This window comes from Adlercreutzia sp. ZJ154 (genome assembly GCF_011039055.1).
Classification (GTDB): domain Bacteria; phylum Actinomycetota; class Coriobacteriia; order Coriobacteriales; family Eggerthellaceae; genus Adlercreutzia_A.
Genome location: NZ_JAAKEF010000023.1, coordinates 1 through 14,504, shown reverse-complemented (window position 1 = coordinate 14,504; position 14,504 = coordinate 1). Strand labels below are relative to the sequence as shown.

Below are 14,504 nucleotides of genomic sequence, written 5' to 3'. Positions count from 1 at the left end.
AAGCCTATGCCATCCCGCAAGCCGCCTTCAAAGCATCAACTTTGTCGGTAGCTTCCCAAGTAAACTCTGGAAGTTCGCGTCCAAAATGCCCATAAGCAGCGGTTTTGCGATATATCGGACGGCGTAAATCCAGTTCATCCACTATCGCAGCAGGGCGCAAATCGAAAACTTCACCTACAGCGCACTCTATATCTTTTTCTGGAACTTTATTGGTACCAAATGTATCAACCATTATAGATACTGGATTAGCCACACCTATAGCATATGCAATTTGTACCTCGCACCTATCAGCTAATCCTGCCGCAACCACATTTTTTGCCACCCAACGCGCCGCATAAGCAGCAGACCTATCAACCTTCGTACAGTCCTTACCCGAAAATGCACCGCCGCCATGACGTCCCATTCCGCCATACGTGTCAACGATTACCTTTCGCCCTGTAAGACCAGCATCACCCATCGGACCGCCTACAACAAAACGCCCTGTGGGATTTACAAATATTTCAGCATTATCCGCCAGCTTTACGCCCTGTTCTTCAAATACCGGCTTTATCACATTGTCTATGATTGCCTTGCGCAGCGTATCGGCATCCACATCTTCAGAATGCTGGGTAGATACAACAATTTTTTCAATCTCTACCGGCTTATCGTTTTCATAGCGCACAGATACTTGCGTCTTGCCATCAGGGCGCAAAAACTTCAATACACCGGTTTTGCGTACTTCGGTTAAACGCTCAGCAAGCCTATGCGCCAAATAAATTGGCATGGGCATCAATGTGGGTGTTTCGTTTACTGCATACCCAAAAACCATGCCCTGATCGCCGGCGCCGATTAACTCATAAGCATCGCTTTCCTTAGCACTTCCACGCTGTGATTCAAACGACTCATCCACCCCCTGCGCTATATCGGGAGATTGCTCGTGAATAGAATTCATAACAGCGCATGTGCTGCAATCAAAACCAAACTTTGCCCTGTTGTATCCAATCTCATTAACAACATCGCGCACTATAGCAGGCACATCCACATACGCCTGCGTGCGAATTTCACCAGTAACAACAACCATACCTGTCGTAGTAAGCGTTTCGCACGCACAGCGCACCTTACTAACGTCTGCAGGCTGACCATTAGGTGCAATATAGCCCGTCTCTTGAAGCTCAATCTCTTTCGCCAGAATAGCATCTAAAATAGCATCGCTTATTTGGTCACACATCTTATCTGGATGACCTTCAGTAACTGATTCTGAAGTGAAAATATAATCCTTGCTAAAGTTCGCCATAAGAGCATCCCTTCATCGATGTTGGCATTACCACCTTAAGAGAAACCCTCAGGTTGGTGTCAGGATCAGCGGGCCAACTCCCTACCCCGGCTCTTGATAATGGAAATACGGGCACCCAACAAAGGTGCCCGTATGCAAATTCTGGTGGAGCATAGGGGGATCGAACCCCTGACCTCATGGCTGCCAGCCATGCGCTCTCCCAGCTGAGCTAATGCCCCAAAAATGCGTTGACTACTATAACACAACGTAGCATTTTGCCAAGCATATTATGATTAAGCCTTCTCAATTTGCTCGATTATCGGCAAAAGCGCATTTTCTGTATCGTATTCCTCTACCTTGCCAGCATCGACCAAACGAGCAGCAACAGGATCTATAGGCAAAGTAGCGACGGCATCTATTTCGTACTTTTTGGCAACAGATTCGCCTTGCGGTTCACCAAAAATGTAATGTTTTTTACCGCAATCGTCGCACTTAAAGTAAGCCATATTCTCTACAAGACCTATAACCGGAACGTCCAAATTATGAGCCAAATTCACAGCTTTGCCCACTATTGCAGCTACAAGTTCTTGCGGAGCAGAAACGCTAACTATGCCATCTATTGGAAGCATTTGGAATATGGTTAAAAACACATCAGATGTGCCGGGAGGCATATCGATAAGCATAATATCAACATCGCCCCAATTCACTTCCTGCCAAAATTGCATAAGCGCATTTGTGACAACAGGTCCTCGCCAAGCAACAGGCACATCTTCGCCGGGAAGAAGCAAATTAACTGACATAATTTTTATCCCTGATGGTGTAGTAACAGGGTTTATACCATCTTCATCGGCAACAGGATGCGCATGCGCACCAAAAGCTTTAGGGATAGAAGGACCGGTTACATCGGCATCTAAGATTGCAACTTTTTTGCCCTGTTTTGAAAATTGAGCCGCTAAAAGACTTGTTACCAGCGACTTACCAACGCCGCCCTTACCCGACACGACCGCTATAGCCTTTTTTATGCTTGAACGGCTATTGGGCTCAAGTTTTGCAGGTGCCTGATCCTGAGTACGCGATCCACACCCAGCAACACCACAACTAGAGCAACTGCCAGTGCAGTCCTCTGGTGCCTCTTGTGTTAATTCTTCGTTTTCTGACATCACGTATTACCTTTCAAAAAGAAGCGGCTACGATCAGCCGCTTCACTTTATTTATATCTATTATTTTTTTTAACAGACACTCAACCTATTTTTCAGACGCATAAAATTCAGCTTCATCGAACAGGTCATGTACCGACTTCCCGTCCAAGAAAGGTAACTCCAAAAACTCGGCAATAGTCGGAACTAACTCACTCGCATCTACATAATGACCCTTCTCGTTCTTCTGCGAACAATCTTGAACTCTCCAATAACGATCGTTCACATCAGTAAGATAGTAGCAATTTCCGTCTACTTCCATGTAGATAGCATGGTTCGCATGGAGGTACGGCTGCAGATCGTCGAAAGATATTTCGAGTACCTCGTTTGATTTGACTCCCATTTTGACCCTTTCGTTCGACATTTCTGTAATTAACATCTTAGCAAGTTTACGCGGCGTGTGCAGTGCAACTTTCAATTATTCGAGATGTATACTTATGTATATTATTTTACACGCACGAAAAAGCAAGGAATGCCGATGTCAAATACCGTCGATCCCGTATTTGCTCCCGAGGCGCTACGCGCTCCGGAGTTGATGAATTCTATCGATCTAGATGCTTTCAGCATTGCTACATCACAGCTTGTAGGAAAATTGGACAAAAACCCCAAGACGGCAGCAATCGTTTTAGCCGGCGGCACAGGAGATCGCTTCGGTCGCGAAGGCGGTAAACAACTTGTAGAAATAGCCGGAAAACCAATTCTTACATGGTCAGCCGAAGCGTTTGATGCTGTAGGAGATATTGGTCTTATAGTAATAGTTTGCCCGGAAGAACGCACCGAAGAATACTTAAAACGGGCTATCGATCCTTTTCCGTTTGTAACGCCAATAGTTATGGCGCCAGCCGGACAAATTCGTCAGGAATCCGCATTCAAAGGGCTTGAAAAAGTTCCTGACGATTTTGAATTTGTCGTATTGCACGATGGTGCGCGCCCGCTAATCTCTCCGGACATGGTGCTACATACCATCAATACTGTAAAAGGAAATATCGACGTAGACGGAGCGGTAGTTGCACACCCCTCTATCGATACCTTAAAAATTGTTGAAGATGGCGTTATTGTAGGAACCCCAGACAGAACAGTTTTTTGGAACGCCCAAACACCTCAAGTATTCCGCACTGGAATATATCGCCGCGCTCAAGTTTCTGCCATGTCGGATGGTTTTGTGGGAACAGACGACTCGTCGCTAATAGAGCGCTTAGGCGGCACCGTAATGGTAGTTGAGGGCAAGCGTGACAACATTAAACTTACAGTACCAGAAGACTACATGTTACTAGTCTCTGCCGTGCGCGCACTTGCAGAAAGCTATATCCCGGAGTCGGAACGATGATTGCACCAGATATGCGTTGCGGTATCGGTATGGACGTGCACGCTTTCGCTGAAGGGCGCAAACTTATATTAGGTGGCGTTGAAATTCCATACAAACTAGGACTTGATGGACACTCTGACGCAGATGTATTGGCACACGCTATCGCCGATTCTATTCTTGGAGCCGCACGCATAGGAGACATTGGCAAACTGTTCCCAGATACCGACCCCGCTTTCAAAGATGCGAACTCTATGTTGCTTTTGCGAGATGCAGCATGCGCGGTACGCAGCAAGGGGTTTTGTATTGTAGATGTAGATTCAGTCCTAGCAGCACAGCAGCCTAAGCTTTCTCCCTATCGCGAGCAGATGCGCGCCAACCTAGCTGCAGCGCTTGAAATCCCTATTGAAAACGTAGGCGTAAAAGCTACCACCACTGAACACTTAGGGTTTGTTGGTCGCGAAGAAGGTATTTGCGCATGGGCTACCTGCCTTATCAGCAAAGAAAGAGAGACAAAATGATAAAGCTCTACGATACCAAGCAACGTCGCAAAGTTGATTTCATACCTCGCGAAGAGGGCAAGGTTAGTATGTATGTGTGCGGGCCTACTGTTTACAACCGTATTCACCTAGGAAATGCGCGCACTTTTATATCGTTTGATATGATCCGTCGTTATTTTGAATGGCGCGGCTACAACGTAACTTTTGTTCAAAACGTAACAGATGTTGACGACAAAATAATAGCAAAGGCAAGCGAAGAAGGTCGCAGCGCCGCAGATGTAGCAAAGGAATACACTGAAGCATTCATAGCAGACATGCATGCAGCCGGCGTTGCTGCGCCTACAATACGACCAAAAGCTACCGAAGAAATAGATGCCATGATAGCTTTAGTACAAAAGCTAATCGATAAAGGACATGCCTATGCCAAAGAAGGCGATGTTTATTTCGATGTGCGCTCAGATGCCCATTACGGATCGCTTTCTGGGCGCAATATAGATGAAATGGAAGCGGGGCACCGCGAACTTCGCGCAGACGGTAAAGGCGTAGAAGACAGAAAACGCGATCCTTTAGATTTTGCGCTTTGGAAAGCTGCTAAACCGGGAGAGCCATCTTGGGAATCGCCTTGGGGTTTAGGTCGCCCGGGATGGCACATAGAATGCTCAGCTATGAGCGAAAAATATTTGGGACTCCCAATTGATATCCACGGCGGAGGTGCCGACCTTATATTTCCCCATCATGAAAATGAATGCGCACAAAGCGAATGCGCATACGATGGAGCTTTTTCTAGATACTGGATGCACTCAGGAATGCTACAGATTAATTCCGAAAAAATGAGTAAATCGCTTGGTAATTTTCTTCTGCTTCATCAAGTTTTAGAAGAAGCCAGACCGCTTGCCCTACGTATGTTAATGCTGCAAACACATTATCGAAGCCCGCTTGATTTCTCAATGGAACGAATTGATGAAGCCAACGCTGCTTTATCACGAATAGAAACAGCCTTAGAGAACATGGCTTGGTTGTGCAAAAATGCACAGACCGATGCTCCAAGTGTCCTTGACGAAAAAGATATCGAAGCAGTTGTTGAGCAAACGCGCGAGGATTTCACATCTGCGATGGATGACGACTTTAACGCACCCGCTGCGCTAGGTTGTATTTTTACATTAGTTGGTCATATGAACACCGCATTAGCTGGTAAAACCTTATCAGATAAAGATGCAGTATGCACCAAGCATGCAAGCAACCTTATCAAAGAACTTTTAGGCGTGTTAGGAATGAAGCTCGAAGATAAGACTAGCGCTAGCTATCCAGAAGAAACTATATCTCTAGCAGCCGATATGGCAGATTACACCGGCGAAAACACAAATGAGGCACTAAGCGCTCTAATAGAGGCACGCACTTCAGCTAAAGCTGCTAAAGATTGGGGTAAAGCTGATGCTATTCGCGATGGCTTGATAGAGTTAGGTTTTATAATTGAAGATACACCGCAAGGTGCTAAGGTAACTTACGCTGGCTAATTTAATCTTCATTTAGCTATAAGAAAGCCTAGAGGCGCAAACTCTAGGCTTTCTTCGTATCTATAAGCAATCTGCGATATTTACTCAGTACCGCTTCCTATGGCTCCAGCCGGTGCCGGTTTAGAAACGCCAGCATTTCCAAGATCGAAATTGGTAAGCAAAAGTTCAGCCTCGCGAGCAATCGAGTCGCGCTTGCGCGGTGCCGGAATACTTCCTGTACCCTCATTAAACACTAGGTGAGTATCCTCGCCTTCGCCTTCCACATCCACATCAACAACAGAACCGCTTGTCCAACGACCCTCCAATATCTGCTCCGATATCGGATCTTCCAGCAAACGTTGAATAGCACGACGCAATGGACGTGCACCATATGTCGTATCGGTGCCTTCAGAAGCGATGAATTGACGAGCCGCATCGGTCAAGTTAATGGTCATATTCTGCTCTATCATACGATCTCGCAGATCTGCCACCATTAGTTCAACTATCTGCCCAATTTGCTCCTTCGTTAAGCTCTTGAACACAATTATCTCGTCAAGCCTGTTAAGAAATTCTGGTCTGAATATATTTTTCATTTCGCTCATAACGCGGCTTTTGATTTCTTTATCGGAAAGCCCATCTTGCCCTTGCGGACTAAAGCCTAGCGGAGTGGACTGTGCAATTTCACGCGCACCTACATTAGAGGTAAGAATAATAACCGTATTGCGGAAATCGACCGTGCGTCCCTGTGCATCGGTTAACCTACCTTCTTCAAGTATCTGCAATAAAATATTGAATACATCCGGATGCGCTTTCTCTATTTCATCGAACAGCACCACAGAATACGGACGCTGACGTACCGCCTTTGTAAGCTGACCACCCTCATCAAAGCCGACATACCCCGGAGGCGAACCAACTAAACGCGAAACTGCATGCTTCTCCATGTATTCCGACATGTCAAACGACAACAGCGCATCTTCGGAATTAAAGAGAAATTCCGCAAGCGATTTTGCAAGTTCTGTTTTGCCAACACCAGAGGGACCTAAGAAGATGAACGAGCCAGCCGGGCGCTTCGGGTCTTTCAATCCAGAACGCGAACGTCTAATAGCCTTCGATAGCGCTGTAACTGCCTCTTCTTGTCCAATTACGCGTTCATGTAAGACGCTTTCCATCCGCAAAAGTTTCTCTGTTTCAGCCTCTGTCAAGCTAGACACCGGAACTCCGGTAGACATCGATATAACATCAGCGACATCTTCCATAGTAACTTGGTTGATACTCTTCGCTGAATCAGCCTCCCACTGTTTCTCGGCTTCTTCGCGCTTGGTTTTAAGCTCGGCTTCTTTATCTCTAAGTGAAGCTGCACGCTCAAAATTCTGTTCACCTATGGCTTTGTCTTTATCTTGGCGAACACGCCTTATCTGGTCATCCAATTCGCGCAATTCTGGCGGCAGCGTCATATTGCGTATACGCATGCGCGCACCAGCTTCATCTAGGACATCTATCGCCTTGTCGGGCAAATACCTATCTTGAATGTAGCGATTGGCAAGCGAAACGCTAGCCTGAAGCGCCTCTTCAGTAAAATGCACCTGATGATGCGCTTCGTATCTATCACGCAAGCCTTCCAAAATACGTACAGCCTGCTCTTCATTTGGCTCTTTTATCGTAAGGGGCTGGAAACGCCGCTCAAATGCAGAGTCCTTCTCTAAATGTTTGCGGTATTCATCTAATGTAGTAGCACCAATTATCTGGATTTCGCCACGCGACAGCGGAGGTTTCAATATTGCAGCTGCATCTATAGAGCCTTCAGCAGATCCAGCACCTATTATCGTGTGTATCTCATCGATGAATAGCAGTACGTCACCTGCATCCATTACCTCTTTGATAACTTTCTTCATACGCTCTTCAAATTCACCGCGATACTTACTACCAGCGACAAGAGCCGATACATCAAGTGTTATCAGACGTTTATTGCGCAACAAATCAGGAACTTGATTCGATGCGATAAGTTGAGCTAGCCCTTCTGCAATAGCAGTTTTACCTACGCCCGGTTCTCCTAAAATAAGCGGATTGTTCTTCTGCCGCCTAGACAAAATCTGCATTACGCGCTCTATTTCTGCAGCGCGACCAATTACAGGGTCAAGCTTACCATCATGCGCTTTTTTAGTAAGGTCGGTTCCAAATTCGTTCAACATGCTATCGTGACTGCCGCCCATAGGATCAAACGAATTACGACCTGCCATTACCGGTGTCTGACCAACTATATCGTTCATTGTTGACCGAATGTCATCACCGCTAATTCCTAAACGCGAAAGCACATCTAGGGCAGTACCCTCTCCTTCTCGAACAATACCTAATAGCAAATGTTCTGTAGATATATAACTTTGCCCCATCTGCATGGCTTCACGCAGCGAATTCTCTAACACTCGTTTTACGCGAGGAGTAAAAGCTAAATGCCCCGACACATCAGTATCTTCATCTATTGAAGAAACCTGACGTATAGCCTGAACTACATCGTCATACGATACATTCATGCGCTCTATAGCCTGTGCCGCCAAACCCTCTTTTTCTTTTATAAGCCCAAGCAGAATATGCTCTGTACCAACATATGGCTGATGCAGAGCCCGCGCTTCATCCTGAGCCAGCACCAGCACCTTTCGAGCTTTATCTGTAAATTTTTCAAATGACATGTTCCCTCATTTCTAACACGCTATCACAATCTTTTTTTTCGAATGCAATTTTAGCAGTCGTTGGGCTAGAGTGCTAGCCAAGCACAACATACCCATATGCTATACAAACAAGAGCGGGACCAAACGGTCCCGCTCCAGATAAAACTATTTCAAACATGCGTTAATCACGCTTACCACCAATCGATATTGGAAGCGCATCGGCTGCATCGCTTGCTTGCTGTGTACGTATAAGCGCTACTGCCTTCTCCCATCGCTCAGAAGTGGACTTCTGCGCAAGCTCCTTATCAACTGGTTTACTTTCTATGATACGCTTCGCAAATGTTGGCATCTTCTCTGACATAGAAGTAATTTTGATAACTTCTCCAGTCTGCGGCGCTTCGATAAAGCACCCTTCAGCCAAATACATACCAACATGTCCAACAGTGTTATCTTCATAGGTGAAGAAAAGCAAATCGCCCATATGCAAATCGTTAAAATCTACATCGTCACCCTGCATACACTGATAATGAGTTGTACGCGGAATTTCAACTCCCATTGCCTGACGGTAAGCATACTGAACCAAGCCAGAGCAATCAAATGAGCCGGGAGTTGTGCCACCCCATACATAATCTTCACCAAGATGCGAAGTTGCCTCAACTACTAAATCAACCAAATCACGTTGCTCCATCTGAAGCTCACCTGTTTCCAAATTTGCTTCAGAAGAATAAAACTGACCGTCGTTATCAACTACTTCATATGTATGAGTAAGAACGTAATCTAGTGGCTCATCGTAACGAGTTAAATCGTATGTAACAATAAGATCTTGCAGTTTGGCGGAATATGCAATATCGGTAGCGTAGCGACCTTGCAGAAAATCGCAGGCATCTACATATGTCTCGGCATTCAATTTCCATGCCCCGCTGTAGAATCCACCCATGCTATTAGTCAAAAGCAATGCATAATCAGTTAGCGAATCGCGCATAGTGGGATAACTGCGAAAATCAGAATCGGTTATATACATCATGCCGCTATCATCATATTCGACAGTGCGCATGTTAACGCTGCTGCCATTATAGGCACCCTTTATACCAAACAAATTATTATTAGGAGCAGTAGCCAAAGCCGAATTGCCAGAAGCTGACTCAAGAATAGCCTGAGCAATCATCACAGACGCATATAAGCCGCTTTCATCTGCAATTTGTCTTGCTTGTTCGCCTATAACTGCAACAAATTTCTCGGTGGTCATGTTTACGCCAATGTTGTGAGGCGTATAAGTAGCATCACCGTTGTAGCTCCATTGAGGATAAGCTGGTGCATCACTTTCAGCATCTGAGGCTAAACCGCCAAAAACAGGATGCGGCACTACTAACTCAGGTACGCTGGGAGTTTCTTCTTTTTCAGATGCATCATTGCTACTGCTTTCATTATCTGAAGCAGTATCACTTGAAGAAGATTCGCTCTTGCTAGAATCGTCATTTGTAGATTCGGCATCCCCGGATTCGGCATCCTGTGATTCGCTATTGGTTTCTTCCTCTACACTTGCATCATCTGCGGCATCAGAAGAATCTGCATTATCGGCATTATCATCGGTGCTGCTATCGGCTTCATTTTCTGCAGGATTCTCAGGAGCGGGCACTTCCTCTGCTACCGGAGTTGTCAAAACACCCTTCAACCAAGAAATTTCAGAAGAAAGATTTGCGTCTACCTGAGCAATAGCCGCAACATCCATTCCTAAAACATCAGCCTTAGTGAACCCTTTACCCGTCAAATAACGCTCTACAGCTTCAGCGCCAGCAACTCCAGATGCACGAAGTTCAACTATTACTTTACCAAGGCGAATCTGATTGTCACAAAGAGATTTGCTTGCTTCAGCAGCGGATACCGCATCAGAACTTTCGCTTACCGCCAAAGCAGGAGAACTTGTAATAGCAATAGGCGGAACGGCTAGAGCTACAGAGAGTAATGCAGCTGTACCAACACGACCAACTTTTATAGCCACATTACTAAAATCTGAATTGCGAACCAAGGTACTTTCACTCCCCATTAATCTTTTTAGCACAACGCAACACAAATGCGCGTTTTAACACACGATTTAGGATACGCCGACCACATGGTCTTCCTAACTAATTGCTGTCAAAATCATCAAATATCCATCCATATGTTAAGCGTGTTGAACTTAATTAAGTTCTTTAAGCATCTTCCCCAAACGACAAATACCCTCACGAATAGTTGCGCAATCAGCGTTGGTGTAATTTAGACGCATAGTGTTAGAGTCTTGCACGTCTACAAAGAATGGATCGCCGGGCACAAACGCTACCTTTTGCTTTAACACCTCTGGGAAAATTTTCATAGCACTTACGCCTTCGGGCAATGTTACCCATAAAAACATTCCACCATCGGGGCGCGTGTAGGTAACATTAGCAGGAAAAAATTCTTCCATAGCATCTACCATAGCCTGAGCCTGCGAACGATAAAGATCTTTAATCTTCACCAAGTGCTCATCTAGGTCGTTATGCATCAGATAATCCCAAATTACATACTGAGAAAACACATTGGTGTGAAGATCACTAGCCTCTTTCGCGATAGAAATATTCCTTAAAAGCTGCGCATCTTTAGTAAGAATAAACCCTGTACGCATACCGGGTGTAACCACCTTAGAAAAAGACCCAAGCACAATGCTGTGCGGCAAATGTCCAGCACCAATATATGGCAGAGTAGCGCCATCAAAACGCAGTTCGCCATACGGATCATCTTCTATAAGCACCACATTTCTTCCAGCAAGAGCTGCACGCACCGCCTCGCGCCCTTCTATCGAATAGGTAAGACCTGTTGGATTCTGGAAGTTAGGAATGAGATATATCATCTTCACGCCCGCATCCAAAGCACGATTAAGCTGAGGAATATTTAGACCATCCTCGGTAAGTTCAACAGCATGAAATTGAGGCTGCTGCATAGAAAACGCCTGAATTGCTGCCAAATAAGTTGGCATTTCAACCGCCACATGGTCACCTTTATTCAAAAGTACTTTACCAAGCAAATCTAATGCTTGCTGAGAACCCGTAGTAATAAGCACATCATCTTCGGTGTAATCTAGCCCATGACGCTCGTTGTAACGCTGAGCAATCCAACGCCGCAATTCGGGCAACCCTGCTGTTAGAGAATATTGAAACGCAGCTGCACCTTGTTCTGCCACTACCCGCTGCATAGACTCAAGCAAAGCCTTTTGCGGAAATGAAATGGGGTTGGGAAGACCGCCCGCAAATGAAATAACTTCCGGATCTGCTGCTGCCTTAAGTATGCTTCTCACGAACGAGGGAGGAGTAGCCTTAATCCCGTCTGATAGCAAGTCTTCAATTTCCCCAAGACCTGCAGACTTCTCTGGTGCTTCTTGAGCCTCTGTTTCTCCCATGACAATTCCCCCTTGTTGCTAAAAATCATTAACTCTCTATTGAAAAACACTAAACAATAACTATTTAGCGTCTATTCATAAATTGCTAGGTCTGCCACTTAAGCCTCTTCGCGCATGTGCGGGAAGAGCAACACATCGCGTATTGAAGGAGCATCAGTAAGCAGCATAACCAGACGATCTATGCCTATACCCACACCACCGGCTGGTGGCATACCATACTCAAGTGCGCGAATATAGTCGGAATCGTAGCCCATAGCCTCATCGTCGCCCATATCTTTAGCGGCTACTTGCGCCCGGAAACGATCGGCTTGATCTACCGGGTCGTTCAGTTCCGTAAAGGCATTGGCGTATTCATGACCCATTATGAACAATTCAAAACGCTGCGTTAGTTCCGGATTATCGGGATGCTTTTTCGCTAGAGGAGATACTTCTATTGGATGATCAATAACAAAAATAGGCTGAATTAGCTTATCTTCCGCTACAGCTTCGAATATCTCAGCGATAAGCTTTCCCTTGCCCCATGAGTTTTCAGCGTATCCGCCACGATCCTCTAAAATTTCGACAAGTTCTTCGCGGGTACGCTCAAACGAAACATCTACACCTGCATATTCGCTAGCAAGCTCAATCATAGATGCGCGTCTCCACGTGCCCGAAAGGTCTATTTCAGTTCCCTGATAATTTATTTGAAGCGTTCCACATGCTGCCTGCGCCGCTGCCTTTATGTAGCCTTCAGTAAGCTGCATCATTCCGTCTAAATCGCTAAAAGCCTGATACGCCTCCATGGTGGTAAATTCAGGATTATGATGTGGGTCCATACCTTCGTTTCTGAATTGCCTACCTATTTCAAAAACCTTATCAAAGCCTCCAACTAAAAGCCGCTTTAGTGGCAGCTCCGTAGCAATACGTAAATAATAATCGCGATCTAGAGCATTGAAATGGGTTATAAAAGGCTTTGCGTTGGCGCCACCTATAATGCCATGCAAAAACGGAGTCTCAACTTCCATGAAACCCTGTTCTTCCATATAGCGACGAATTGCTGATACAATTGCCGACCTTTTGCGAAATGTATCGCGTACTTCCGGATTAACAATAAGGTCTACATAGCGCTGACGATAACGAGTTTCCTTGTCGTTTAGCCCGTGATATTTCTCTGGAAGAGGACGCAAGCTTTTCGATAAAAGTTCGAAAGAATCAACCGCAACAGAAAGTTGACCACGGCGAGTACGAACCATTACTCCATGTACGCCGATCCAGTCTCCCACATCTAAATCGCATAGACTAGCAAATGCATCTTCTCCCAGTGTATTAATTCGGCAGAAAAGCTGAATGGTTGCGCTGTTGTCCATAATTTCAAGAAAAGCAATTTTTCCCTGAACGCGCCTAGCCATTACTCGACCGGCTATAGACACTTCATCTTCTGTGCTTTCGCCATTTTCCAGATGCTCATACATAGCATCTAAGGTAGCAATATCATGCGATCTGTTAAATGCGTGCCCATAAGGGTCTATCCCAGAATCTATTAACGATTGACGCTTAGACAATCTTACTTGGATAGGGTCATCTTCTATTGGCTCTATATTGTCTGGCTCCTGCATTTGCTCTCCCATTTGATTAGTGTTCAATTTTTAAGATTTCCATTTCGGTTTGTCGTCCTGTAGGACCTACAGCTATTACTTTTTCGCCTTTCTTATGTCCAAGCAGCGCTTGTCCCACAGGCGATTCATTGGAAATACGACCGCTAGCAGTATCGCTTTCAGCAGCACCAACTATAGTGAAAACGCGCTCGTTGCCAGCCATGTTTACAGTAACAGTAGAACCCACATTCACTTTTGAAGAACGTTTTGGAGTGGTGACAACCGTAGCTTCGCTCAGTATACGTGTTATTTCCGCAATACGAGCTTCCATCATGCCTTGTTCGTTTTTCGCATCATCGTATTCAGAGTTCTCTGATATGTCGCCAAATTCACGAGCAATTTTAATTCTCTCGCCTATCTCAGCTCGTTTCTCAGTTTCGAGATAATGCAGTTCTTCCTCAAGTTTTTGGCGTCCCTCTTTTGTGAGAATGTAATTTGAATCAGCCATAGTTCTTCTCCCTGTATTAACATAGCAACACGCCTGTTTCAAACAAGCGTGTTGCTCCAACTTCTCTACCAATATAAATCGAAAGATTTATATTTAAGCTATGTCAAAGGCTATTCTGCCTTTTTAACAACAACTTTCTTAACGGTCTTCTTTGGTGCATCAGAAGAAGTGTTTGCCTCAGAAGCTGTGCTCTCTACAACCACTTCCTCAACTACTTCTTCTTCATCTGTTGCCTCAGATGCTTCTTTCTTACCTGCGCCCATTCCATCGCGAAGACCTTTTACAGTCTTGCCAAGCGCAGTGCCCAATTTAGGAAGGTTCTTTGGGCCAAAAATAAGAAGGACGACTACAAGTATAAGCAGCAATTCAGGTACGCCCATGCCAAGAATTCTCATCGTATCCTCCGATTAACATTAAGTGTAAACGACCGATATTTTACTACATATACATACGTTTTCGTATGTAATCCTGCATTGAAGTACGATTATATCGCACACCGCATCCCTCTTATCACTCACAAAGTCTATATAAAACAAAACCGCCTCATGGGCGGCTGATACATACTCTGATTTATCCAAGAAAACATAAAGCACCCTATGTGAGCGG

The 14,504-nt window shown here is 45.2% G+C and carries 12 protein-coding genes, 1 tRNA gene and 1 riboswitch; of the genes, 3 read left to right on the top strand and 10 right to left on the bottom strand.

Translation table 11 applies throughout. The features are described 5' to 3' along the window. Positions 1-4: 4 nt before the first annotated feature. The 4 genes from metK to G7Y37_RS08290 form a co-directional block, all read right to left on the bottom strand. Positions 5-1,273 carry a methionine adenosyltransferase gene (gene metK, locus G7Y37_RS08305; protein WP_165063004.1) on the bottom strand — a complete coding sequence of 423 codons (1,269 nt, stop codon included), beginning with the start codon at positions 1,271-1,273 and terminating at the stop codon, positions 5-7. A gap of 9 nt (positions 1,274-1,282) precedes the next feature. Continuing rightward, positions 1,283-1,376: riboswitch (SAM riboswitch) on the bottom strand. A 39-nt stretch (positions 1,377-1,415) separates the two neighbouring features. Beyond that, positions 1,416-1,491: transfer RNA gene (locus G7Y37_RS08300), tRNA-Ala, on the bottom strand. 54 nt (positions 1,492-1,545) lie between these two features. Beyond that, positions 1,546-2,412, bottom strand: a complete 867-nt coding sequence (locus G7Y37_RS08295; RefSeq protein WP_165063003.1) for an Mrp/NBP35 family ATP-binding protein — start codon at positions 2,410-2,412, stop codon at positions 1,546-1,548. Between the two features lie 85 nt (positions 2,413-2,497). Further along, complete coding sequence (locus G7Y37_RS08290) at positions 2,498-2,791, bottom strand: CDP-alcohol phosphatidyltransferase (protein WP_165063002.1); 294 nt, start codon at positions 2,789-2,791, stop codon at positions 2,498-2,500. Between the two features lie 135 nt (positions 2,792-2,926). On the opposite strand from G7Y37_RS08290, the gene ispD reads away from it, so the two are divergent. The 3 genes from ispD to cysS are packed head-to-tail and all read left to right on the top strand — an operon-like array spanning position 2,927 to position 5,765. Continuing rightward, positions 2,927-3,775: a 2-C-methyl-D-erythritol 4-phosphate cytidylyltransferase gene (gene ispD / locus G7Y37_RS08285; protein ID WP_165063001.1), complete on the top strand. Its 849-nt coding sequence runs from the start codon at positions 2,927-2,929 to the stop codon at positions 3,773-3,775. Continuing rightward, on the top strand, positions 3,772-4,272 hold the full coding sequence (ispF, locus tag G7Y37_RS08280; protein ID WP_165063000.1) for a 2-C-methyl-D-erythritol 2,4-cyclodiphosphate synthase: 501 nt from the start codon (positions 3,772-3,774) through the stop codon (positions 4,270-4,272). The genes ispD and ispF overlap by 4 nt, the downstream gene beginning before the upstream one ends. Next, positions 4,269-5,765 carry a cysteine--tRNA ligase gene (gene cysS, locus G7Y37_RS08275; protein ID WP_165062999.1) on the top strand — a complete coding sequence of 499 codons (1,497 nt, stop codon included), beginning with the start codon at positions 4,269-4,271 and terminating at the stop codon, positions 5,763-5,765. Before ispF ends, cysS begins: the two co-directional genes overlap by 4 nt. Positions 5,766-5,845: 80 nt before the next feature. Here the strand turns inward: cysS and G7Y37_RS08270 are convergent, their stop codons facing one another. The 6 genes from G7Y37_RS08270 to tatA all read right to left on the bottom strand — a co-directional run bounded on the left by G7Y37_RS08270 (position 5,846) and on the right by tatA (position 14,293). Further along, entirely contained in the window at positions 5,846-8,428 is a 2,583-nt protein-coding gene (locus G7Y37_RS08270; protein WP_165062998.1) for an ATP-dependent Clp protease ATP-binding subunit, read from the bottom strand. 160 nt (positions 8,429-8,588) lie between these two features. Next, positions 8,589-10,433 (bottom strand): glucosaminidase domain-containing protein, encoded by a 1,845-nt coding sequence (locus G7Y37_RS08265; protein ID WP_165062997.1) that lies wholly within the window; start codon positions 10,431-10,433, stop codon positions 8,589-8,591. A gap of 150 nt (positions 10,434-10,583) precedes the next feature. Beyond that, positions 10,584-11,816 (bottom strand): PLP-dependent aminotransferase family protein, encoded by a 1,233-nt coding sequence (locus G7Y37_RS08260; RefSeq protein WP_165062996.1) that lies wholly within the window; start codon positions 11,814-11,816, stop codon positions 10,584-10,586. 98 nt (positions 11,817-11,914) lie between these two features. Further along, the gene (lysS, locus tag G7Y37_RS08255; protein WP_165063011.1) at positions 11,915-13,411 is read right to left on the bottom strand and encodes a lysine--tRNA ligase; all 1,497 of its coding nucleotides are present in this window, start codon (positions 13,409-13,411) and stop codon (positions 11,915-11,917) included. 16 nt (positions 13,412-13,427) lie between these two features. Then, positions 13,428-13,898 (bottom strand): transcription elongation factor GreA, encoded by a 471-nt coding sequence (gene greA / locus G7Y37_RS08250; protein WP_165062995.1) that lies wholly within the window; start codon positions 13,896-13,898, stop codon positions 13,428-13,430. A gap of 110 nt (positions 13,899-14,008) precedes the next feature. After that, the gene (gene tatA, locus G7Y37_RS08245) at positions 14,009-14,293 is read right to left on the bottom strand and encodes a twin-arginine translocase TatA/TatE family subunit (RefSeq protein ID WP_165062994.1); all 285 of its coding nucleotides are present in this window, start codon (positions 14,291-14,293) and stop codon (positions 14,009-14,011) included. Positions 14,294-14,504: the final 211 nt, after the last annotated feature.